Here is a 24,982-nt window from a genome sequence, read left to right as displayed (position 1 = left end):
GTGTTTGGCATGGCTCAGACAAGGTTCGAGCGCTCATCTCGACAATGTATCCGTACATCGTCCGATCGCGAGAGGATGACGGTTTCGTCGAGGCTAAACTCTTCAAGCACATAAGGCGAGTGCGACGTGAAGAGCGACTGCGCCCGTCGAGCGGGCGCCGAACTCCAGCATGACGCTGGGCGCGACATAGCCTGACCCGACCTGGTCTGCCCCCTGAAAAGTGGTCCTCCCTGAAGTAGGCTTTTGAGCCTTTGGAGGATGCTGAGAATGCCGAGGAAGAAGCCCAGTCCGGAAAAGATCGTCGCCAAGCTGCGGCAGGTGGACGTTCTCGTGTCACAAGGTCGACCGGTGGCGGAAGCCATCCGCACGATCGGAGTGACGCCCTTCACCTACTATCGGTGGCGCAAGGAGTTTGGCGGCCTGAAGGTCGACCAGGTGAAGCGCCTGAAGGAGCTGGAGAAGGAGAATGAGCGCTTGCGCAAGGCCATCTCGGACCTGACGCTGGAGAAGCTGATCCTGAAGGAAGCTGCGTCGGGAAACTGGTAAGCCCCGCCCGGCGGCGTCGCTGCATCGAGCATGTCATGGAGAAGCATGGCGTATCGGAGCGGTTGGCGTGCCGGATCCTGGGGCAGCATCGGTCGACACAGCGCAAGGTGCCGAAGGGGCGTGCCGACGATGCGGCGCTGAGCGCCGACATTGTCGCGCTCGCCACGCAGTATGGTCGCTATGGCTACCGTCGGATCACCGCTCTCCTTCACGAGTCTGGGTGGGTCGTGAACGTGAAGCGGGTGGAGCGGATCTGGCGGCAGGAAGGGCTGAAGGTGCCCGCCAGGCAGCCAAGGAAGGGTCGGCTCTGGCTGAACGACGGCTCGTGCATTCGGCTGAGGCCAGAGCGGGTGACGTGCCCCTGAGTTTTCATCCAGCGGCGACCAGAGTCCTTGGGTTAGTTACGCCTCGCAGCGTGGGGTGAGCAACAGGCCGGGCCGCGCAGCTTTCATCCTGCGCAGCGGGTCGGCCTGTTGCGGTCAGACTGGCGGCAAAAGCCTCCGGGGTGAGGTAGCCGATCGACGAGTGCGGCCTGCGGGTGTTGTAGTCCAGCGCCCAGGCGGCGACCTTCTGGCGGGCGTGATCCAGGCTGAAGAACAGGCTCTCGTTGAGCAGTTCGTCGCGCATCCGGCCGTTGAAGGATTCCACAAACCCGTTCTGGGTCGGCTTGCCCGGCGCGATGTAGTGCCAGTCGACGCCATGATCCTGCGCCCAGGCCAGGATGGCGGTGGACGTGAACTCCGTGCCGTTGTCGCTGACGATCATGGCGGGACGGCCCCGCCGAGCGATCAGCGCTGTCAGCTCTCGCGCGACGCGGCGTCCCGAGATCGAGGTGTCGGGGATCGCCGCCAGGCACTCGCGGGTGACGTCGTCGACCACGTTGAGAATGCGGAAGCGGCGGCCCGTGGCGAACTGGTCGTGCACAAAGTCCAGCGACCAGCGGGCGTTCGGCCTGGCCTCGACCAGGATCGGCGCGCGCGTGCCCATGGCGCGACGACGTGAGCGGCGCTTGCGCACCGTCAGGCCTTCCTCGCGATAGAGCCGGTAGATCCGGTTCTTGCCCGAGGGTTCTCCCTCACGCCGCAGCAGCACGAACAGCCGCCGATAGCCGAACCGTCGCCGCTCGACAGCCAGGGCGCGCAGCCGCTCCCGCAGCGCCGTGTCCGGCTGTCGGCAGGAGCGATAGCGCACCGACTTACGGTCCGCCTTGATGATGGAGCAGGCCCGTCGCTCGCTGACGCCGAACGCCGCCTTCAGATGGGCGACGGCCTGGCGCAGCGCCGCGGGCCCTACCACTTTTTTGACAGCAGATCGTTCAACGCGGCTTTGTCGAGCATGGCGTCGGCCAGCAGGCGCTTCAGCTTTCCGTTCTCGTCTTCCAGGGCCCGGAGGCGCTGGGCGTCCGACACGCTCATCCCGCCGAACTTGGCCTTCCAGGCGTAGATCGTGCCCTCCGACACGCCGTGCTTGCGCGCCAGCTCGCCCGCTTTGGCGCCGGCCTCGTTCTCCCGCAGGATCCCGATGATCTGCTCTTCCGTGAATCTCGCTCGTTTCATTCCGTCCGTCCTTTCAAGGGCCGGACTCTAGCTCCGCGTGGAGGAAATTCTCAGGGGCACGTCACGGGCGAACCACGTCTGGTCCTACGACTTCGTGGAGGACCGCACCCACAACGGCCGCAAGTTCCGGATGTTGAACGTGATCGACGAGTTCACTCGTGAGTGCCTCGCCATCCGCGTCGACCGGAAGTTGAGATCCTCGGACGTCATCGACGTTCTGTCCGACCTCTTCATCCTGCACGGCGTGCCAGGGCACATCCGCTCCGATAACGGTCCTGAGTTCATCGCCAAGGCGGTGCGTGAGTGGATCACGGCTGTGGGCGCCAGAACCGCCTTCATCGAGCCTGGCAGCCCATGGGAGAACGGGTACTGCGAGAGCTTCAACTCCAAGCTCCGCGACGAGCTCCTGAACGGCGAGATCTTCTACAGCCTCGCCGAGGCGCGGGTCGTGATCGAGGGCTGGAGGCGGTACTACAACACGCGCCGCCCGCACTCCGCGCTCGGCTACCGACCACCGGCCGCCGTGCCGTGGCCGGCTGCGCCACCCCAACCCGCTTCGCCGGCCACCTCAAACGTCGCCGGCAAGCCAACCATGCATTAGATTCGAACCGGGCCACCTAATGGGGGCAGGCCACAATGACGCATCAGGCAACTCGTTTTGCCGACTGCTCGCGCAGCGAATGCTTTGAGGATCGAACAGCTCTGCATCCCACAGCCATACCCAGCCCGCGCTACCTTGCCTCGCTCGGAAGGAAGAGCATTTCTGGCCATGACCTCGGTCGCCGGAGCATGGGCACATGGAAGGAGAGGCCGGCGTCAAATGCCTCTTTAAAGCGTTCGATCACCGCCTCAGCGTCCTCTGTCACCGGCCCGGCACAAAGAGCACCTTTGACCGCGGGCGCGTTCATCAACTGCAACAGTTCCCAATCTCGCAAGACTTCGATCTTCCCGTCCTTCTCCGTCACGCCAAAAATCAGCCTATGGACGAGCGAACCGGTACCGGTGACTTCATCCTCAACAGCTAGGATCAGCACCGGACCGCCAAGCCCATCGACGGAAGCGGCTCGCGCCGAAATGCCATGCGCATCGTCGAGCGCAATGTCGAACAGAGGATGACCGATCCCCAGGACCCGGGAGGCGGCATTGGCGCCACGGAGGCTGCGGTCGAAAACTAATCCCTCGTACTTATCCCGGAGCGTGTAGCTGCGCGCTTTCCAATCATCAGGAGTCCTAATCTCCAGACCATCATCCCGCCGGAAAATCCGGCGCCCATGCCTGCCGACGGTTTGGGTGAAGAACCGCTCCAGGTCGGGAAGGTCGACCTTCGGCAGGTCCTTTCCGATTTGCTGAAAATCAAATCTCGACACGGAGCCCAGAAGCTCGCGCACAGTTTCAACCACGTCACGCCCGCCGAGGGTAGAAGTGGTGCGATCGAACCAGGCTCCCAATCGTTCGCCAGAAAGCCCTTCGCTCCCGGAGAACAGCTCGTTGAAGAGCGAACTGCCGGCCATGCCTATGACCAACTGCGAAATATCCTCCTGTTCCTCCATCACCGAGGAGAGAGCAGCCTGAATGCGCTCCAGCTTTGCATTGAGCAAATCCCAAATGCGAGCCTCAACGGTCTGGGGGTTTCGCAAAATATAGACCGAGACGGGCCGCGTCTGGCCATAGCGGGATAGACGCCCGACCCTCTGATGGAGTCGCATCGGGTTCCAGGGCATATCCGCATGGACCAGTACAGCGCAGCGCTCTTGAAGGTCGATGCCTTCGCCGCCAGCCTCAGTGGACACGAGAAACCGCACTTTTCCCGTATTGAAGGCATCCGCAGCGTGCTCGCGGGGCTGGCTGACAATCTTTGCTGAGCCCGAAGGCTGATCAAGACCATCCAGCCGTTCGTCTCCGTTGATGAACGTGGCCGAACCAAACCCAAATCGGCGATGCAGCGCGTTGATGATAAGGGCTTGGGTTGCCTTGTATTCCGTGAAAAGCAGAATCGGCTCGTCAGGGCCAAACTCCTCGCCGATCATCTGAAGCAGGCGCTCGATCTTGGTCTCTCGGGCTATGCCGTCGGCGAGAGCGATCAGTTCGTCGAGACGCTGTATTTCGTCCTCCATCAGCAGGACGGCAACAGATCCGGGAAGCGCCTCTTCGGCTTCTGCCAAATCGTCAAACGTCGCCTGCTCCTCATCAGGAAGCGAGACAGACTCACTTGAACGACCAACGAGGTTCGCGAGCGTTGTTCGACGTTTACGGAGCGCATTGCGAATTGCCGCGATCGAACTTGCAGCCAGCTTCTGCAGTGTGATCAGCACGAGCATCCGGGCTGTCTGCGCACGCCCTTCAAGGGTCGCGGCATAGGCCCTGCCGTCGATGACGAACTCGCTTAACGTCCGATAGAATTGTGTTTCATCATTGTTATATTGGTATTCCCGGCTGAAGACGTTAACAGGCTTGAAGAGCTTTTGACCCTGGAGATCGGTGACAGTCGCCTTGTTGTTTCTGATCATAACTTTGGAAAGCTGAGAGAGCTGTTCTAGCGGGTCATGCTCCGGGTCGAAGAGGTCTGGCCGCACAAGGTGCATCAGGCCGAAGAAGCCGTAGTCTTTCCCACGATGCGGGGTTCCGGTGAAAAACAGCAAGGAGTTGATCTTGCCCCGCTCCTGGAGCTCGGAGACAAGGCTGTATGCCAGCGTCTCGCCAGCGCGTTCATCCACACTGAGGTGGTGAGCCTCATCAACAATGACCAAATCCCAGGGATCGGCGTCAAGGAGCCTTTGTCGCGCTCCACGACGGTCGTCTCGCAGCGTATGGAATGATGCGGCCACCATCGAAGCAGTTGCCCAGAAATCGCCGCGCGCCGTGTCCGCCTGCGTGACATAGCGTTGGAGCCGGATGTCGAACATATCCTTGAGGCGGAATTGCCACTGCGGCACGAGCTTTGCCGGTGCAAGGATCAGCACGCGCCGCACACGCCCAGATGCGATCAACGGCATGAGGACAAGGCCGCATTCGATCGTCTTGCCCAGCCCGACGTCGTCAGCGACAAGCCAGCGGAAGGGCCATTCCTGGGTTACTTTGCGGCAAACCCATAGCTGGTGAGGAAGCAACTGCACGCGCGAGCGAGAAAACACCCCCCACTGGTCATTGACCGATCGGATGGAAAGCGCCTGGGCACGGATCAGCGCATCTATGGGATCGGTGTCCGTGCCCGCGCGGAGAGCCGAGTATAGAGACGGTATCTCGGAAATCTCGCTTGCCAGAACCTGCTCAACAGCCCCGCCAAAACGAACGACGACGGTGGCTCCCATATCCACCACGACGCGCCCATTGCCGTGACGAGGATGGTGAACGGGAATTCCGGCAGCCAATGCTGGTGTTTCCGTCATTCGCCAATACCCTCTATTTCGTCCTCGTCTTCCTGTTCATCGTCATACTCCATCAGGTCTGACGGAGCGCCGCCAACCTCAGCGAAGCACGTTTCCAAAGCACCACGGTGCTTGCGCCGGGTAATCAACTGAAGCGGGAGATCGAAATCGCCATCAAATCGACGGTCGTCTCCCAGATGTTTCGTTACGAAATCACAGATCGTCCGACTTGCTTCTTTGTCCGCCCGCTCGCCGACATCGGCGCCTAGTTCATCTAACAGAATACGCACGCGCCGGGATGGAGCCCAAACATAGGGAAGCATCAGGTGCTCATCGCGAGTCTCATAGGCGTCGTGGCGCAGCAGCTCACGGAGCATCCAGTTCATGCCGATACCGAGAGAACGGTTTATCGGGGCGGCGTCGATGGAAAGGCGCATCGCCGGCGGCCAGTAGCTCGGCTGCAAGGCGCCATTGAGCGAAATGACGCCATGCTCCTCAATAATTCTCGGCAGCTTGACCGCAATCTCTCGATACTCATCCAGCCAACGGGCAACGGAATACAGATCGACAAATGTGCGTCGCCACGTCAGATACTGCTGATCGAAATGATTGGGTGCACTCCATCGTTCGAGCCGTTCAAGCCATGAGTGCACCTCATCGGGCGGCCGTGACTCGGACAATTCTTGCCACCAGCCTTCTCTGAAGCCAGCGTCGACAAAACTCTTGTGCTGCTCGTCCTGCGCTAGGCCGAACGAATGGAAGCAGGCCAAGGCGAACATCGTGAACCATGCCGTGCGATCCTGTGACTCCCGAAGCTGCGACGGCGAGAAATCCCCCGGGTAGGCCCTCTCCGCGTATGAGGCGCGGAGGCTAGAGCCCTCGGCGCGCCACCAGGCGTGGATTGCCTTCAGGACCGTTGCAGGCTCAGGCGGGGGAGACTGAACAGACATTGGCGACAAGAAGGCATCTCGGCCCTGGAGGGCGTACAGGAGATCGTCCTTTTCCTTCTCCGTCCAGCCAGCGAGCAGCGGGCTGATCCGCAACTGCGACGAAGGCCAAGGCAGCCAGCCGGGGCGATGGCGGCGGATCTCATCACCCAATTCTCGGCCTTGGCGACCCTCAATGACGTATCGGAGCGCTGCCGCTTGTCGGCCTTGGTCGTCGTCCGGGATTTCCGCTGTCCAGCCCCCGAGATCACGCGTTTGAGGGCCGAAGCCCGATCGTTCGCGGGCGACCCGGAAAAACTCCAGTGCCGCGCCAGTATATTGCTTGTCGAGCAGATGCTTCGCGGGCGCAAATGCGCATAGCCTGCGCTCTTCGGGGTCCTCGGCGGCATCGGGACTCGGAAGCTGAGCTATCCGCCATGCCTCGTCCTGTGCGAGGAATAATGCCTGCCTGGAAACGTCCAGAATCTCGTAAAGTTCGTTATCAAGCGGCGCTTCCCGAATAGATTGAGATGTAAGGGCAAGGCCGAGGGTCTTCGCCAAATCTGGACTGACATGCTTGTCTTCGCCGATCTGCTGGCGGAGAAGGCTTGAGAAGCGTAGTGGACGAATATTCCCAAAGCCGAGCTTTCTCAATTGCCCAGCTATATCGGATGATACCGTCCGGTCTCGTAGCTCCGTGAGGGCAGGCCAATCCTGTACTTTGGCGAGCATGGGAAGATCCGATAACGCGCCATCGACGAAACAGGCCGCGTCCGACGCCTTTATCAACAAAGCGAATGGAGGCGGCAGGCGGGTCGGCACGACCTGGCGCTGGTCTATGAGGTGGCCATATCCCCGACCATCGGCGTGCAGGTGCCGGGCCAGATCGTCGTCGAAATCCGTTGCGAGAACATCGAATAGGCAAGACCAGAAGATGCTCCACGCCGCTGTTCTAGAAGCGTCAGAGGCATCCAGGTCAAGGCTTTCCGCGAACCCGCGCCAGTCTGCGTCCGCGAGATCGTGCAATTTCAGAAGGCGGTCCCCTAATGTCCGCCCTAGTGTTCGGAATTTCTCCGTCTGATCAGCAATCGAGCCGGCCAGTCCTGTGCGTCCTGGATCGACAGCGAAAGGACCATTGAGCAGCCAGCCAGAGCGGGACGGCACCTCAAGCGGGGCCAGGTTCCAGAGTCGATTCAGATCGTCGGGAAACCTACCTGGACCGGCGGCACCAATATGCAGCAGAAGGGCAAACCCGACCGACAGATCGAAGCGCAGGGCTCGCTCGCGGCGCCCGCCTGACACGGAAACGACTCTGATCTGGCTCTCGCCGAGAAGCGGCAAAGACGAGCAATCTACGCTCGTGGGAACGTCGCCCTCGATCTCGATGCGGCGAATTGTGCGGGCGAAAGCAGGCAGCCATGTCACGGCGGATTTGAACGCCGCCATCGCATCAGCGCCTTTGTCAGCCGTCTCCGCTGAAAGGGGAACTTCGATAACGGTCGCCTTTCGGCCGCCGGGGACTTTTTGCCTCTCTGCTATGTCGATGCCCGCCGGCCAGGGCGTCGGCAAAAAGCCGCCGGCCGTGCGCAGGGCGATGAAGCCGCTGGCGATGCCGACGCCGTCCGACAGCACATGGACGCTCTTGAAGCCCAAGCCAAACTTGCCGGTGAGATCGTCTCCGGAGCGTTTCTCGGAGAAGTTCATCAGCAGCATATTGAGCAGGTCACGATCGTGACCGACGCGACGCCCCTCCTCTGCGTCATGCCCCATGTGATTGATCGGGCGGCCCCAATGAACGACACGAAATCCACCTGGGTCGCCTGGTAGCTGCTCCACCCGGAAACGGGCGTCCGATGCAGTTTCACAATGCTGCCGATAGGCATCGTCGGCGTTCTGGAACAGCTCGAAGAGAACCCGGCTGGCGGAATATCCGAAATCCCCGATCTTGGCGCGAACCGCAGACAGAAGCTCGGCTGCCAGCGTGCTGTCGGATACTTTTCGCCATAGCTCCGCTTTCAGCTCTTCCATCTTCTGCGCCGACGCGGAAAGGTGATGGAGGTGGCTTTCCTCAGCTTGATATTCGCGTAGCGCCTTCTGTGTGCGGTAGTCAGTGGGGAGCTTCAACTCAGCGAGAATCGTGGGGAGCCGGTCTCGAAGCAACCGTTCAGTTTCCTCGATCGTCGATTGATCGACCTCAACCGCCCTGTCCAACATCTCCCGCAACGCTGCACGCTGGCTTTCCATGCCGAGCCACAGACAGTCCGCCGCGACTGTCTCGACAAACCGCCGGAAGATGCCGCTGGCCTCTTTCTGACCGTATCCGCTCGGATTGACGTGCCTGACTGGCAGCGTGATCAATGACCGCACTTTACCATCGGCGGCCCGGATGCCCTCATGGCTCTTGTGCAGATTACCGACGAGGATTCCGTTGCCAGGACCACCCAATGGCGCATCGAACACATCCCCCGACAGGGCGACTGCTTGCACATGCTCGCCCGCGACCGGCACAATCAGGAACCGGCGTTGATCGACCTCATCTGCCAACGGGTTCGGATAGAGGATTTCTCTGGGAAAATGATTGTCGAGGTCAGCCCAAAGGGTATCGACATCGGCCGTCGCGTCGATAGCCCATTCGTTCGCAAGGCGCTGAAAGGGCTCACTGCGGCCTATCAAGCCGAGATAGACAATCACCAGGTCGGATGGTACGCGCCCCTGCCATGTGGTGAGGAACGACCGATGCTGGTCTGCCCACTGGGGCTCCAACGCAGTCAGATCGACATCCCTGATCTCTCCCCGGCGATGGTCGGTTGGAGATGAGTCATGAACTTCATGTCCGGCGCCCTGCCTCTCGGCGAGTGCTGCCTCACGCTTTCCAAGCGTGGATGCGTAGTGCCGCGCCAATACATAATTCGGATCGAGCCCGTCACCGCCCTGGACGACTTCCCGGCCGCTGCGCCAATCTCCGGCCTCGGTAGGAACCAGCGTTTCACCGAACACCTGATAGCGAGTTTCTTCTCGCCAACGAGCGACGACGTTGAAGCCGTGGCGATAGGCTCTGCGGGCGGCCTCGCCTTTTCGCCCGTTTTCCGCCGCCAGCGTCGCCATGCGGTCGAGGTGGGTTCCTGCCAAATTTGCGTTGGAGGGGAGAATCTCCGCGAAAGCGGCGACAACCTTCATCGCGTCCCCGCCATCAGCCTCCGAGGCCAGAACCGCCGCTAGCAGAGGCCAACCCGGCAACCCAACATCGCCGCTGTCTTTCGCCAATGTCGCAAAATCGTCGATCGGAAACTCATCCGCCGCTCCGAGGCGTCCGATGATGCCCGCATCCTCGATCATCAACGCCAGGGCTCCGAATGACGAGCGTCTATCCGGAAGCACCCATTTCCCAAGATGATCGAACCCGCGATGCTCGCGCACATCGATGGCCAGCTTTGCAGCGGGCAAGAACGGCGGCGTTTCTCCATTCTTCAAAAGAAGCGCTCGCGCCGCTTCATCGACCGCTGATGGAAGAGCGAGCACGTCCTGGGGCGCGACAGGCTGCCCGTCCGCCAGAAGCCACGGTTTGGCGCGAAGCGCATCAAGCCGGCGCTCATCGGGCGAAGATTCGAGCTTGGCGAGCGCATCCAGTACATCACCACGAAAGCGGTGTGGATCATTGCAACCGAGCGCGACCTCAATCTGGCTTAATGGCGACCATGCCCCAATAAGCTGCCCTTGCCGTTCCCTCGCCTTCTGGCTTCGGCATGGCTGGACGATGGAGACGACCGCCCGCAACGCTTCAGGAACAGGCCATTCTTTCGTCTCACGAAAGATACCCTTTCCATCGCCAACGGTTCCGTCCCGCCTTTCGTGAATAGGCAGTCGGATCAGCAGATCATCGGGCAGGCCGACCTCAAGGACGGCTTCCCGCTCTGAAACATCAGGGCTGAGTTGCTCGATGGCGGCGATATGCTTCTCGAACAACGCTTCCAGATTGGTCGCGTCGAGAACCTCAATACGAAGATGGTTTCGTTGCGTCCTGGACAGTCCATCAGCTATGCCGGTTGGGACAAGAAATTCGTTCTGGCTCTCGGCAATAAGAGCCGTGGTAATACGCTCTATTCGTTTCTGGTTCGGGTCTAGGGTCCAGAGCTTTGATACTGAATATCCCGCCTCACGACTACCGACACACAGACGCCGGGCGGCGGCTGGATCGTCTTTGCTGTCGATTCCAATCTCATCGAGTAGCCGTTGGCGGGCGCTTATCGGCCCAAAGCTCATGGCTTTGTCGATGAGCGAGAACGCGGCCTCCTTACCCGCCGAATGAAGCGTGAAATTTGCCGCGTCTCGAAGGAGGGGCATCGCACCGCTATCGACGATCAGCGGGGATGCGTCTGGTAATGCCTCCACGAGTAAAGGCAGCCATGTGTTTGCTTGAGGTGAGTTGGAGAACAAGAGTCCGGCTCTGGAGCGCTCAACAAGTGCTTGGAGTGACAGCACAATCGGGCCACGGATACGGACATCCCGCACACGCAGAACCTTGATGGATGCGAAATCGGGATCACGCGCCAATTCGGAGATACTCCGCTCGGCCTGAGCGAGCAGCGCCAACGCGGCGGTAGCCGCTTGATCCGCCTGATCGCCTTCAAGCAGCGGTTCGAGTGCGGTGAGCAACGTCTTGAGGTCTTCATCGGATAGTCGGGGAGGACGTCGGCTATCGTCGAGCCATTCGCCTCGAACTGGCAGGATATTCGCCGGGACACATGCCAGCGCGCGCAGGACTTGCCGGTTTTCGACAGATGGCGGAAGCGGGAACAACGCGCTGTGGGGAATGTGGGCAAGAGCCGATTTAACAAGTTCGGACGGAGCAAGCGTCTGAGTTTCCGCCATTGCTGTCCGCAAGGCCGCGACCATGTGCGGCCCGATCACAGAATCCTCGGCATCGCCGAGCATCGCTATGTCGAGGAAATCGACGAGGAGTCGCGAGAGATCGCGTGACTGAAACGCACGCGGCGATAGGCCGGAAAATACTGCGCCAAGGTCTTCCCCGGTCCAGCGTATCGGTTGCGCGCTCAGCCCGGCGCTGGCATCGACGACGAGACGCACACCGCTTGAATCGGCCCACGCTCCGATGGTTCCGAACAATTCCCCAATCCGCTGCTGGGTATCCGCCACCGAGGCCGGAAGCGGCCGGAGGGCGTCCCCCGACCGGACGACGCGCCAAACGACGGCTTGTCCTTCGAGAACACGCACCAGCGCATTTTCCCGGCAAATCGCTTCGCGGTGGCGCCGAAACCATTCATGACGTGCGAGTGCCGACACAAGCTGTGTGAGTTCCGATGATGCTATCATCGCCTCGCCAAGCGCGTCTCTCAGCAGAGTCGGCAGGAGTGGGAGAACCACGGAGTCTCGAAGTTCGGCATTCCACGCGCGGCGCAACGCCGTAGCATCGGCGGGCAAGTCCGTTTCGACGGAAGCTTTCAGCCCTTCGATCTGACGCCGGCCACTGTCGAGGAAGAAATAGCCGTGCAGCAGGAGGCGGAACTGGCCAAGCGCACCGTCGTGGTCGAGCGGGATGTCTATGCTGGATTCATCGGAGATTGGCAGGAACACGGCCCAGGAAATGCGTAGCCGCGCAGGCATGGCGCGCTCGGTCCCCCCGCGGGGGATGCGCAACAGCGTCGCGGCCCCGTGCGGCTCTCCCTTTTCCGGGACGGGTTGTGGGCTGAGAACGGTGATCGTTTGCGGCCAATGTGGCGTGCTTTTCAGCTCCGCGAGACGACCGTCAAGAGCCATCGTTTCGCGCCCAACAAATGAAGCTGTCGATCTCTCCGGCCCGACTTCGATCTTGCCGCCAAAGGCGTTAACACCATCGCCCAAACGGTTCGGCCCGACGAAGCGACCATGCGCAGCATCCAGTTCCAACGCGCAGCGAGTTTTACCGTTTTCCAGAATCTCAATCGATTTCAGATGACGCAGCGTCGTCAGGACGGCGCGTAAATCATCAGGTCGGACAAGTTCCCTGATTGTTTCTGCTGCCGATGGCATGTTGCTGGAAAAGCCAACCCCCGGGGCTGGCTGGATGCTTTCCCGACGCAGCGGCAACCAAAGAACCAGGTAGCGATCCGGGAAATCTGAGACGACCTCACCTCCCAAAAATCCAACATCGGCAAGCTCGAGAGGCTCCCACTGCCGGCTGATATTGCCTGCGACATCCACCTCCAGGAACGGGTTGACGACCGTGCTGAAGGTGTCGCCGTCTTCTCTTCTGGCGTAGACGATAAACGCATCGCAGAGGTGAAACACGGCCTTCTGGCCGAAACCAAACTTGCCGATCGCGGCATTGTCGGCGGCTTTGCTGCTCTCGCCAAACGACGTGATGCCACCCTCGTCCTGCTTGCGGAAGAAACCATCATTCGCGACCAGAAGGCCCGGCCCGCGCAACAGCGGATGCACCGCATCTGGCCAGCCAGGCAGTACGTCGAGCCTGAATCGTTGGGCTTCCGCGTCGTCAGCGTTTTGCAGCAACTCTTTGAGGATCGGATACCCGGAATCGTACCGATCCTGCAGATTGCTCTTGATCTGATTAACTATCGAGATCGGAGAGATGTGAAAATCAGGCATAGGCGCATCCTGCCAATTCCCGGACCATCGGCTCTTCACTCAAGATGACCTGCCCCCCGTGGGTCCCTCATTCATAACGAGAGTCTGCCGACTTGAGATTGGTAATCGGCGGGTGGTTTCATGGCAAGCGCGCCGGGCGCAGAGCCATCAGGGAGCGCAAGCGTCCGGCGCGCTTCGAGCGGCGTTAGGTTGCCGAGCGAGGAGTGTGGTCTGACGGCGTTGTAGTCGTAGCGCCAGAGGGCGATCTTGCGGCGCGCGTCGCCCAGGGTGTCGAAGATCTCTTCATTCAACAGCTCGTCGCGCAGGCTGCCGTTGAAGCTTTCGATGAAGGCGTTCTGCTGTGGCTTGCCGGGATCGATGTAATGCCAGGCGACGTTGTTCTGGTCTGCCCACCTCAGGATGGCGCGACTGGTGAACTCGGTGCCGTTATCACTGACGATGCAGGCAGGCTTGCCATAGATCCGCACCAGCGCGTCCAGCTCGCGCGCCACCCTTGCGCCCGAGATGCTGGTATCGGCAATCAGGCATAGGTTCTCTCGGCAGCAATCGTCGATCACCGCCAAGATGCGGAACTTGCGCGACGCCCCGAACGTGTCGGCGACGAAGTCCAGCGACCAGCGCTGATTGGGCATCAGGGCCAGGGGCATCGGTGTGCGCGTGCCACGGGCTCGTTTGCGGCCACGCCTGCGCCGGACCGACAGCCCTTCTTCGCGGTAAAGTCGATACAGCCTCTTCGGATTCATCAGCATGCCCCTGCGCTCCAGCATCAGGCCGATCCGCCGATAGCCGAACCGGCGGCGCACGGCCGCGATCTCCTGCATGGCCTTGCGGATCTCCAGATTGTCGGGCGGCCGCTCTCGCCGCACCGTCTTCGGATCGACACCGATCAGGACGCAGGCCCGGCGTTGCGAGATATCGTGATCCCGCATCGCCCTGAGCACCGCCTCCCGCCGCACCTTCGGTGTCGTCAGGGCTTTCCCAGCAGATCCTTGAGCACGATGTTGTCCAGCATCGCGTCCGCCAGAAGACGCTTCAGCTTGCCGTTCTCGTCCTCAAGGGTCTTCAGCCGCTGGGCATCGGATACGTCCATGCCGCCATACTTGGCCTTAAGCTTGTAGAACGTGGCCGGACTGAGCCCATGCCGACGACAGACCTCCGCCGTCGCCATCCCGGCTTCCTGTTCCTTGATCATTCCGATGATCTGCGCCTCGGTGAAGCGGCTTTTCCTCATATCGTCTGCTCCTTCGTGGTGAAGCAAATTCTACATTAAACCGAGGGACATTCCGGGGGGCAGGTCAAAGAACAAGCGCCTCAGCCGCGTCAGCATGTTGGTGCTGTTCGACACATCGATGCTCGCTGTCTCCAGGATAGTGGCGTGTCCCGTGATGCGATGGCGTGCGTGAACCACGCCTTCGGGTCCGAGCCCTGGGTGGTGGGGGTAAAGCAACGTCAAGCGCGGGGCGTGATAGAGCTGCGCATAGGCCATCATCTGATAGACGTCAGCCTGCGAGACGCCTTGCTTGGGATCATCGATCCGCGAGGCTATCCGCTTCCATTTGGTATCGATGACATGTGTTACCATGCCACCTTTGCGGATCAGGATATCGGGCTTGGTCTGGAACAGTCCGCGTTCGCTGTCCTGCGCGGTCAGGCAGAACAGGCGTCCGCCTTGCAGCGAGACGGTGAGGCCCGTTCCCGCCAGCGCACGGGCGATCAGCCGACCGACATATTCTTCAAACAGAGCGTTCATCTCGAACAGCATCGCGGTGCCCTGGCCGGCGCCGCCCGTAGTTGTCTGATAACGATCCTGCAAAAAGAGGCGGGCCATGGCGAACAGCTCTTGCCACGACCGATTGGTCCGATCGATGACGACCTCGTCCCAGCGCAACGCCGCGATCGGCACCTCGCTGATATCGGCATAGACGAAGGCGAGTTCGCGCAGGCGTTGCTGGTTGGCGCTGCGCCGCGAGAGGCGCAACAGGCGGACCACCGCCGCCTTCATGATCCGGTTGAGCGGAGTATCTTCGGATAGGAGATCGAAGCGGCAGGCAAGACGCGAGGGATTGACCGCATGGCGCGTGAACTGGCGCGTGATGTCGAGCTGGCCACGCATGGTCGGCAAGTCTTCTTCGCGCCCGACATAGCGGCGCGGCATGCCTTTGCGGAGGGCTTCCGTCAGCTTTTCGCAAAAGATGCGGATCAGGATTTCGAGCAGGGTTTCGCGCTGCCAGGCGAGATCGGTGACGACGCCGAGGTCGATCTTGAGATCGAGCGCCACGGCCAGCATATGCACCAGGCGTTTGCGGATCGCCGCGTCCTGGTGATCGCGTGTTCCACCGGGCGCAACATCGATCTTGGGCAAGATCTCCAGGCTCGCATCGCCCGCCGCCAGAATTCCGACCACGCCGCGGGCGCGCAAGGCGTGCCGACCATGCTCGAGCACGCCGCCACCTCCCCGACCGGCAAAGGCCGAGCGAGCCGCCAGCCCCGCCAGTCGGTCAGCGTGGCGGGCCGGAATCTGCCCGTCGCCTTCGCCATAGGCGAGCTTGTCCCATTCACGAACCGTGTAGGCGGGCATCAGGCTGCAAAATCCGAGAAATCGAAATTCGCCTTCACGCACCAACGCAGCTTGTCCCCTCCCAACTCATCATCGACAAAGCCGGCGGGCGCCGGAAGACTCTTTGATTCGAGGAAATGGGCCCCGTTGGTACCGTCACCATCGCCGAGCACAGCGGCGACCTTCGACCAGTCTTCGTAGAAATATTCGGCCAGAAGCGGGATGACCTTGTGGCGCATGACGTTCTCGACATCGGCGCGACTACGGCAGCCAGTGAAATAGGCGTGGCCGATCTGGTGTTCGCGATCGAAGAGATATTCGATCCGCTCGTTGAGCGTGTGCAGCAGCTTGCACAGATCGATCCCATCGAGGTTTGCGGCATCGCGCTGCCGCGCGGCCAGCGCCCGGCGCAGTTCTTCAACGTCGGGCATTAGCTCGCGGAAGGTGAATCGGCGGCGCAAGGCGGTGTCGAGCAGCGCGATCGAGCGATCAGCCGTGTTCATGGTACCGATGATGTGCAGGTTGGCCGGCACGCCGAAACTCGTCCCCGAATAGGGTAGCCGGACCCTGACTTCGTTTTCGCAACCGAGCCGCTTGTCGATTTCGAGCAGCGTGATCAGCTCACCGAAGACCTTGGAGATGTTGGCCCGGTTGATTTCGTCGATGATGAGTACATGCGGCCGTGCGCTGGCCACCGGCCTCTCGGCATTGGGATCGATCACCACCGATTCCAGCGCATCCCAGTCGATCCGGTCCGGATCGAGCCGATAGGCCGACTGGCGACGGAAGTTTCGGGCGTAGAATGGTGCGCGCTCCGCTCCATTGTCATCGCGCCAGATCCATTCAACGCTGCGCCTGTGCGGATGGAAATCGGCATCGGCATCAAAATAATATTCCCCGCTCACCCGTCCGAAGGCGCGATAGCTGTCACGCCCATCGGAGATGACGACATAGTCGCCGATCTGGAGACCGGACCGGAACGCGTAGAGCATTTCGATATTGGGGTCCTTGCCGGATGCATCGGGATCCTTCTGGTCGTTCCACGCCTTCCTGATTTCTTCGAAATCGTCGAAGCGCTCGTCGGACCAGTCGATATCGCCGCCCCAGCCGAGATGGATCAATCCGCCATCGAGGCCTTCGCGGATGCGGTCTTCCTGACTGCCGCGCTGGCCGAGCGCGATCTTGTAGATCGGACGCGCACGGTCGAGCCGCTTGGCGGGTGCATCGCCGGTATCGAGCCGTGCTCGCTCGCTGATGATCTTGAATACACCGGCATGAGGCTTGAGGCTGAAGCCGCCCGACGTGCTGGCGCCCTCGTCGTCACCTTCCTGCTCGCTCCCCGTCGTCGGCCGCAGTCCCTCGACGAAATCCTCGTAGGAAAAGGACTGGTGAAAGGTGACGAACTCGATCCGGCCTTCGCCGGCAAGACGGCGATACTCGGCCATCAGGGCATCGCGATCATCGCGCACCGGCTCGGCCGCGGCGTCACCCAGACAAAGCCGCACGGCCTCCCAGGCCGTGGCATAGGTCTTGCCGGTCCCCGGGGGGCCGTAAAGGATGAGATTGGTGGCGGCGGGCATTGCGGTCATGGGTTCAAAGGTCATGGGTTGGCGCCCTTCCGCTGAGACGAGCTGATAGGTGAAGACGGTGGAACTGCTGGGATTGGGCTGGGTGTGCGTTGGCGCCGGGACGCGGGCGCTTTCCTGGAACTTCACGCCGCCGAGGGCGCTGCAAATGGCCGGATGCGCATTGTCCAGGCCCATTTCGCGGCCGAGAGTGCCCGCGCGGATCGAAACCTCTGCCGCGCCGTCCTCACGGGCCGGCTCGATATAATAGTTGCGCGCGCACAGCCGGATGCGGTCGGCATCGCCGATCAGATGCTCATAGCGCTCAGGTGGAGTGACCGGCGTGTCATCTCCATCGACGATGATATAGCCGGCATTGTGGAGCTGCGCGGCTGCATCCGCCTTCTGTCCCCAACCGCCATTGAGCTTCGTCTTCCCGCGCAGGAAGCCGACGATCGGCTTCGATGGGTAGACCCGATTGGGCCGCTCGCGTGTCGAACGGACCCAATAGTCGCGTGGCTCGCCAAAGGCATCGAAGATGGCGCCATGATCGCCTGACTGACGATAGCTGTCATAGGCGTCCATCGCGGCCTCGATCGCCTCGCGCGAAGAGGTGGCCGCGTCTTATTCCTTGTAGTTGTGGACGGTCCACAGCGCGCCTTGCACATCGATCATGTCGCGCGGCGCCAGGCCCTGGGACGCGAAGGCCCGGCGTACCGCCTGCATGAAGCGCAGTTCGTCACGATAGGTGTCGGCCATCGACGCGTGATCAGGAAACTGGCTGCCAACAGCTTCCAGCCAGAGGTCCTGGCGCACGGAATGGCGGATGTAGATACCGTGATCGGGAGCGAGATGAAGGAACAGAAACTCGGCGATCTGCCGAGCCGGATCGGGTTTGCCGTCCGGAACCGCCACGATCCAGGCGCTGACAAAGGTCTCCAGCGCTGAGGCGTGGCCGTCCGGCGCGCCGAGCGCCGCATCTATGAGCGCGCGCAAGGCTGGCCAGAGCTTGTCGCGATCCGCGTCGCCCTTGGGCGACATCGGCCAATAGGCGCGCCATTGCAGAAGGTTGCTTTTGGCCAGAGCGTTGTTGACGGCGTCGGCCAATTCCTGATCGGAGCCGGCCTGCGAGATCGCGGACTTGAGCCCGTCCGCGATCTCCAGCTTGTAGGTCCGTTCCGCCTCGTCGAATTGCGGATCCGGCCGGTCGAAACGGTCGAGTGCCGGAAAGAAATGGCGCAGCCGCTCGATCCAGCGCGTGATCGCAGCCGGGTTGAGCATCAACGCATCGCCGGACTGCAACAGCACCGCGATCAGCCGGCGTAAGGCTTCGGCGCTCTCGATCCGCACGACAAAACAGTCGGCGTCGCTAAAAGACCAGTCGCGGCTGAGGGCGGAATGCCGTCCGCCATCCTTCATGCCAGTCTGAAAGGGCCGCGGTTCGCTGGAAAAGCCGTTCGCTTCGACCAGATCACGCCATTTCGCGTGGAGGAAGACGTTGGCCGGGTTCTGGATTTCCCACAGCAGGTGATCGCCCGCGCCGAACTTGAAGGCCACCATCTTCTTGGTGACCCCGTCGCCGGGGCGCAGACCCGAGCCGCGCAAAACCTCGAAAAGCGCACGGCGCAGCGGTAAAGGACGGTCCCGCTCATTCTCCTCGAGGCGCGCCTCGAAACTCTCCCACATTCAACGATCTCCAAAATCAGGCAAGGCGCACAGCGTGTTGACGAGGCGCATTTGTTCGACGGTGTCGCATTTGGCTTCACGCAACCGCGGCGCGCCGAACACGAGCGCCAGGCCTTTGGCGCGCGAGACGGCGACATTGATGCGGTTGAGCGAGAACAGGAAATCCATGCCGCGCGGTGTCTCCTCGACAGAGGACGCGGTCATGGACACCAGGCAGACGGGTGCTTCCTGCCCCTGGAACTTGTCCACCGTGCCGACACGGATGGCGGCTGGCAAGGCGTCCTGCAGCGCATTGACCTGGGCATTGTATGGCGCGACGACGATGATGTCGGCGGGACCAAGCGGGCGTGTCGTCCCGTCCTTGTCAGTCCAGCTTCCCGACAGCAGATTCTCGATCGTCGCCTTGATCGCGGCGACTTCCTCGGCCGCGATCTGGGCATTGCCTTCATGCACGACCGGCATCCAGAAGGCGCCGGCTTCGGCACATCCCATCGCGCGCACGGCCTGGTTCGCGGTATCGGGCTGGCTCGCCAGTCGACCTTCATAGACCTGCTGCGAAATAAATCCGCACACATCGGGGTGCATTCGGCGCGAGACCGGCAGGAAGATGCCGCGATCGGGCGGGATGGTGGCGTGATCGCCCAACATCCATTCCAGGCAGGAGAGGTTGGCCGGATCGGGATGCGCGCCCTGGATCACCTGCGGCAATTGACGGGGATCGCCGACCAGCACGATGTTGCGCGCACACCGGCCCATGGCGACCATATTGGCGAGCCCCACCTGGCCGGCCTCATCGACGAACAGCCAATCGAGCGCCTGTTCCTGTTCGGGCCGGGCAAAAAAGAAGGCCGTGCCGCCGACCACATGGGCACGGCTCCATAGGGGATCGTCATTGGCGGTCGAGCGGGTGACGCCGACACAGCTTTCGGGATAACCGTCCTCGCCGCCGCTGACCTTGTGGGCGATGCACAAGCCCCGGACAGGTTCGCCATCCTCTTGGGCGGCAAGACATCCCATCAGCACATTTCGGATGGCCTCATGGCTGTTCGAGGCGACACCCACGCGCTGGCCCTGGCGCACCAGCGACAGGATCGCCCGGGCGGTGACATAGGTCTTGCCAGTCCCCGGCGGCCCCTGGATCGGCAGCACGGTGCCGTCCATGGCGGCGATCGCCGCGATCGTGCCCGTCAACGGGTCCGCGCCGTCGAGCAGGTCGGCGCGCGGCCCCGTCGTAAGTCGCGGCGCGGCCCGGCCGAGCAGATCATCGAGCGCGGTCAGACGGCGTGGGCCGCATTGATCGGCGATCACGTCGCGCAGGGCGGCGGCGATCACGTCGGTGTTCAGCGGCCAGTCGGGATGCAGCGTCAGGCGATCGGTCAGAAGATGCGCCTTGGCGGGTCCGGCCTTGACCGCGATGATCCGCGCGGTGCGGTCGAGATCTTCAATGCTGACACTGGCCGGCGGCCCGTCGACGACCGGGACGGTCGCGCTGCGGCCGGCGCGCAGCTTGGTCTCCTGCTGCGGGAAGCGATAGCGACGCATCATGGAGCGTTTGACCGGTACAGCGGGGCCGATCGCCTCAAGGCCGGCCAGCGCATCGAGGTCGTCGATCAGATCGTCCTCGTCCTTGCCGGCGCTGTCGAAGACTGCCCATTGCGCCGGCTTGGCCTCGCGCTTGTGGAACAGGCCGAGATTGAACAGCATCTCCTGTCGGTCCTGCGGCAGGCCGGAAGCGACGAGACTGGCGCGCAGGCCTCGCGTATCGGCATCTTCCTCGACTTCCTTGTCGCTGGCGTCGACCGCCAGCACCGGCCAGGGCGCCGCAGGCCGGATGTTCACCAGCCAGTCGCGCAGCTCCTCGGTCGAGACGCAGTCGACACGATTATAGTCCTCGATTTCATCGAGGATCGATTGCTCACCGGTTTCGCGCCAACGCTCATAAGCGACGACCGAACCACCCGCAGTCTTCACTTCACCGTCGCGTACCCGGCCGTAGAAGGCTTCCATCGACTTGATCGAGTAATTGGCTTCCGAACCGATGAGCCCACCACGCACCACCGCGAAGAGATCGACAAAGCGCCGCTCTCGCAGCAGACGATCGAGGAAGGCCTCGCCGATCCCGTATTTGGCGGTCAGCCGTCGCAAGGCGGTGATCTCATAGGGCGCATAGTGATAGATGCGCGCCTCGGGATAGGCCGCGAGCCGCTGCCGGAAGAAATCGAGGAGCTCGGACAAGGCCCGCGCCTCGGCAGCATGGTCATGCGCCCAGAACGCCTTGAACTGGCCGCCGAGCCAGACGCCGTGCAGATATTCGAGACCGCCCTCGTAATGCGGGTCGCCCTCGATATCGTAGAAGATGTCGCCGGCCCGCGGCGCCGGCAGGAGGTCGAAGCCCTTACCAGGCTCCGGCTCACGCAACTCAAAATCGGGCATCCCGGTCTTGCGGGCATGTTGCAGGCGGGCCTGCGTCACAAGGCGGGCTCGGGTGTTGTCGGCCATGCCGCGGACCGGATGGTCCAGTCCGGCGAGCGCCTCCATGGTCATGACGCCCGCCGCTTCGAGCTTCTTGACCTGGCCGCGGCTGATATTGGCGACGTTGAACAGGCTATCCTCGGCCTGCCACTGGCTCTCGCAATGATCAGCCCAGCGGCACAGCGAACAGTCGGCGCAAGGGACGGGCCGGGTCGACGCCGGGTTTTCCAGGTAGTCCTCGAGCCGGTGGCGCGCCATGCGGGCATAGGCCTGATAGTCGGCGAGGCGCAGGCGCGCACGGCTGCCATCGCCCAGCTCGACATGGGCAAAGTCGGGAGCGACGCCCTGAATCTGCGTCAGCAGGTCCGAATAGAGCACCAGCTGAAGCACATGTTTGGGATGAGGACGTCGCTTGAGCTTGGTGTCGGTTACTTCATAGCTGAAGGGGCCAAGATCCGATGGGCGCTCGACACGTTCGAGAAAGTCCGACCAGCCGCCCCAATTGTCGCCGAGCAGCGCCCCCTGGAAGACAATCTGCGGACCGCCCGCCAGAGCCGCGCGGGTCGCCCGTGCGTTGTCGGCGAGATCGGACCGCGCGATCTCCACGACCGATACACCCGAGGCTTTGAGCCTGGCCAGGTGCGCCGCTTCATGAGCATCGCCCTGTTTCTGGAGCAGAGCCGCATCATCGCTATCCGCGCGGGGCACGGGGCCTTCGCCGCGCATATGGGCGAGGTCGAGTGCTGTCGCGTGGGCGCAGCCCATGAACCGCATCAGATCCGATGCGGACAATAATATTCGGTCCCCTTCGATACTTCGCACTACCACCCCCTGTTCGAGCGCAATCGCGACAAGACTTGCATCTCGACAGATTGCCAGTTCAGCCATAGCGTGCCTGGGTGTCAATATCTGACATAGTCTACGGCCGGGATTTGGATCATGTCGTTCGCCAAGGCTCAGGATCTCATCAGGCTGGCGCGGCTGGCGGCCACCCGCCGGACCGGAATCGGCCTCGATGAGATCTGCGAGGAATTCGACATCTCGCACCGCACGGCACAGCGCATGACCGACGCGCTCGAGACCGTGTTCACCAATGTCGAGGTGATGGATGGACCCGATCGCCGGAGACGCTGGCGCGTCGCTGACACGATGCTCGACCGGCTCCAGACCCGCCCGGAAACGGCGATTGAAGCCTTGGAGATCGCCGGCAGGACGGCGCGCGGCGATGGCCGGCTGCGCCACGCGGCGGCGCTTGACGATCTACGCGGCGGATTGCTGGTCCGCCTGACGACCAAAGACGCCCTGCGCACCGAAACCGATGTTGAAGCCGTCCTCCTCGCGATGGGATCGGTCACCCGGCCCGGTCCACGGGTCAATCTGACGCCGGCGGTGCTGGATGCGGTGATCGAGGGGCTGCGCGGCCCGTTCCGCCTGCGGTTGCGTTACGGGACCGAGGATGCGCCCGAACGGATCATCGAGCCGCATGGCCTCTTGCTGGGCCACCGCAGCTATCTCGTGGCACGCCAACCGGCGCGCGGCGGCGACATGCTGAATTTCCGGATGGACCGTATCCTGAGCGCCCAGACGCTGGACGAGAGCTTCAGCCTGGCGCCAGGCTTTTCGCTGGAGAACTATGCGGCGCAATCGTTCGGCGTCTACCAGGACCCGGCGCAGTATGACGAGGTCATCTGGCGTTTCGCTCCGCATGCCGCAGCGCGGGCGGCCGAGTTCTGCTTTCACCCGAAACAAGCGGTTGAACCGCAGGAGGATGGCGGTCTCATCGTGCGCTTTCATGCGGCGGGCTGGCTCGAGATGGCGTGGCATCTCTATCAATGGGGCGATGCGGTCGAGGTCATCGCGCCCGATGGCCTGCGCGCCCTGATCGAAAACCACCGCAGGAGTGATTTCGACGCCCTGCCCTAAGGCAACAGGAATGAAGCGGAATGACCATGAGAACGGGTATCGCCCATGCCGAACTGAAGACCAAACAGCGCGCCATTCGCGAGGGCTTCCCGCCAACCATGGGCCTGCGCGTCCATCGCGCCATCAGCTGGATCGGCCGCGCCGAGGCCTGCGGGACGGATGACGATGCGCGCTTCATCTTCCTGTGGATCGCGTTCAACGCCGCTTATGCCGACGAAGGGGAATTTCAGACGATCCAGCCGGGTGAGCGGACCGCCTTCGCCGACTTCTTCGGCAGGCTGATCGCGCTCGACGACCAGCGCCGCATTTACGGCGCGATCTGGCAGCGCTTTTCAGGGCCGGTGCGGCTGCTGATGGAGAACCGGTATGTCTTCAATCCGTTCTGGCAGCACCATAACGGGATCACCGGTTTCGAGGATTGGGAGGAACGCTTCAAAGCGTCCTCGCGCGCCTTTGCTCAGGCGATCCAGAATGGCGATACCAAACGCGTGCTCAGCTTCGTCTTCGACCGGCTCTACGTGCTGCGCAATCAACTGGTCCATGGCGGCTCGACCTGGAACAGCGGCATCAACCGCACACAGGTTCGCGATGGCGCAGCCATTCTCGGTTTCCTCATGCCCGTCTTTGCCGATCTGATGATGGACAATCCCGACAAGGACTGGGGCAAGCCCTTCTATCCGGTCGTCCCGTGATGACGATCAACTGCAAACCGTAGTGGACAATGATGGTGCCTGCCCTGCGGGTTCGGACCCTGCCGGGAATTCGCGGACTGGTGAAGGCGGGCGTCTTGGGCAGTCGGCAACGGTCCGAAGTCGACAGGTGACCGAAGGGCTCAGAGATATGCCGCTTTCCCGATGATCTGCGCGAGCCATGTCGGAAGCAGCGGTGCGGCCGCGACCAGGTCGCCGAAAGTCTCGGGAGGCAATGTTCGCTTCAATGTCTTCAGCGCGGCTTCTCCCTTCGCAGGGCCGAGCCATGCCAACGCCCGGATGACATCGCCTGCCGGTCTTCCTGCCAGCGTGAATTGCCAGCGCGGAGCGTGGCGCAATTCCACCATCTGCATACCCAGTTGGATCTTTCGACTGCGACCCGACGTCAGATAGACCGACCGAACAGGCACCTGCGTGGTCAAGCCCAAGGCATTCGCCGCGGCGGCGGCCGTCGAGACAATGATCTCTCCTCGCTGGGTCGCAAGAGCCGCGATTGCCTGCTCGACCGAAGGCGCTCTTGTACCAAACCGGGTGGTGACGGGACGAAGATAAACACCACGACCGATCCGCACGAGTTGCTTGCGTCCGACCAACCGTGACAACGCCTGATCGACGGCGGCGCGATTTCCAAGGTGGAGCAGATTCTTGGCGGACAGGGCCACCCCATCGGGATGTTCAGCCGCAATCGCTAGAATCTGCTCGGTCAAACGCATGATCACGGCTCCTGTCAGAAATCTGCACGTATTTCTGACGCTTCGCAAGAAGCGCCGGGATGGGCGAGGATTGGGGAAGGCCTTCCCCTGCGGCCGAGCCCAGGGTCTCGCCCGACCCCTTCTGCGGGGGGACCCCCAGGCTGTGCGAAAACTAACTTCCACGACGGAGTCGCCCGCACAGGGCTTCCGAGTCAGCTATGCCGTTCGCGCACCTATCGCAGTCGCCGGATAGCTCCCGATCGGTGTTCGAAAAAGCCGATCGCGGTATTGTCGCGTCGAGATGCTGGAGGGGTGGCCACACCTATGATAGCGTGGTGCTGATGGTACTAGGTCGAAACAATGTCCAAATCTCTGGGCAGG

11 protein-coding genes and 3 pseudogenes are annotated in these 24,982 nt (G+C 62.1%); 4 read left to right on the top strand and 10 right to left on the bottom strand.

Translation table 11 applies throughout. The features are described from left to right. Positions 1-267: 267 nt before the first annotated feature. Positions 268-896 (top strand): annotated as a pseudogene (locus M8231_RS04220) (IS3 family transposase); the annotation flags it as partial. 19 nt (positions 897-915) lie between these two features. On the opposite strand, the gene M8231_RS04215 reads toward M8231_RS04220, so the two are convergent. Then, on the bottom strand, positions 916-1,983 hold the full coding sequence (locus M8231_RS04215) for an IS3 family transposase (RefSeq protein WP_250132254.1): 1,068 nt from the start codon (positions 1,981-1,983) through the stop codon (positions 916-918). Then, a pseudogene (locus M8231_RS17050) lies at positions 1,950-2,102 on the bottom strand (transposase); the annotation flags it as partial. The pseudogene M8231_RS17050 and the gene M8231_RS04215, both read right to left, overlap by 34 nt. A 64-nt stretch (positions 2,103-2,166) precedes the next feature. Here M8231_RS17050 and M8231_RS04205 point away from each other — a divergent pair. Further along, positions 2,167-2,703 (top strand): annotated as a pseudogene (locus M8231_RS04205) (IS3 family transposase); the annotation flags it as partial. Between the two features lie 130 nt (positions 2,704-2,833). Here the strand turns inward: M8231_RS04205 and M8231_RS04200 are convergent. The 7 genes from M8231_RS04200 to M8231_RS04170 all read right to left on the bottom strand — a co-directional run bounded on the left by M8231_RS04200 (position 2,834) and on the right by M8231_RS04170 (position 22,164). Beyond that, entirely contained in the window at positions 2,834-5,488 is a 2,655-nt protein-coding gene (locus M8231_RS04200; protein WP_250202339.1) for a DEAD/DEAH box helicase, read from the bottom strand. Next, positions 5,485-12,996 (bottom strand): sacsin N-terminal ATP-binding-like domain-containing protein, encoded by a 7,512-nt coding sequence (locus M8231_RS04195; protein WP_250202338.1) that lies wholly within the window; start codon positions 12,994-12,996, stop codon positions 5,485-5,487. The genes M8231_RS04200 and M8231_RS04195 overlap by 4 nt, the downstream gene beginning before the upstream one ends. 71 nt (positions 12,997-13,067) lie before the next feature. Beyond that, a protein-coding gene (locus M8231_RS04190) for an IS3 family transposase (RefSeq protein WP_250202337.1) occupies positions 13,068-14,227 on the bottom strand; the annotation gives its coding sequence in 2 pieces (ribosomal slippage) (positions 13,068-13,969 and positions 13,969-14,227; 1,161 coding nt in all). A 30-nt stretch (positions 14,228-14,257) separates the two neighbouring features. Then, the gene (locus M8231_RS04185; protein WP_250202336.1) at positions 14,258-15,574 is read right to left on the bottom strand and encodes an McrC family protein; all 1,317 of its coding nucleotides are present in this window, start codon (positions 15,572-15,574) and stop codon (positions 14,258-14,260) included. Further along, positions 15,574-17,703, bottom strand: coding sequence for an AAA family ATPase (locus M8231_RS04180; RefSeq protein WP_250202335.1), 2,130 nt, complete (start codon positions 17,701-17,703; stop codon positions 15,574-15,576). Before M8231_RS04180 ends, M8231_RS04185 begins: the two co-directional genes overlap by 1 nt. A gap of 39 nt (positions 17,704-17,742) precedes the next feature. Continuing rightward, positions 17,743-18,804, bottom strand: a complete 1,062-nt coding sequence (locus M8231_RS04175; RefSeq protein WP_250202334.1) for a hypothetical protein — start codon at positions 18,802-18,804, stop codon at positions 17,743-17,745. Continuing rightward, positions 18,805-22,164, bottom strand: a complete 3,360-nt coding sequence (locus tag M8231_RS04170) for a TM0106 family RecB-like putative nuclease (RefSeq protein ID WP_250202333.1) — start codon at positions 22,162-22,164, stop codon at positions 18,805-18,807. Positions 22,165-22,215: 51 nt separating this feature from the next. On the opposite strand from M8231_RS04170, the gene M8231_RS04165 reads away from it, so the two are divergent. Together M8231_RS04165 and M8231_RS04160 are read left to right on the top strand one after the other, a co-directional pair. Further along, complete coding sequence (locus M8231_RS04165; RefSeq protein WP_250202332.1) at positions 22,216-23,199, top strand: helix-turn-helix transcriptional regulator; 984 nt, start codon at positions 22,216-22,218, stop codon at positions 23,197-23,199. A 20-nt stretch (positions 23,200-23,219) separates the two neighbouring features. Continuing rightward, a complete protein-coding gene (locus M8231_RS04160) occupies positions 23,220-23,891 on the top strand; it encodes a HEPN domain-containing protein (protein ID WP_250202331.1) in 672 nt (223 codons plus the stop codon). 140 nt (positions 23,892-24,031) lie between these two features. On the opposite strand, the gene M8231_RS04155 is transcribed toward M8231_RS04160, so the two are convergent. Next, positions 24,032-24,622 (bottom strand): DUF6088 family protein, encoded by a 591-nt coding sequence (locus tag M8231_RS04155; protein WP_431307126.1) that lies wholly within the window; start codon positions 24,620-24,622, stop codon positions 24,032-24,034. Positions 24,623-24,982: the final 360 nt, after the last annotated feature.

The organism is Brevundimonas albigilva (assembly GCF_023573565.1).
Taxonomy (GTDB): Bacteria; Pseudomonadota; Alphaproteobacteria; order Caulobacterales; family Caulobacteraceae; genus Brevundimonas; species Brevundimonas albigilva.
The sequence above is the reverse complement of the archived record's forward strand: the minus strand, read 5'-3'. Positions and strand labels throughout refer to the sequence as shown.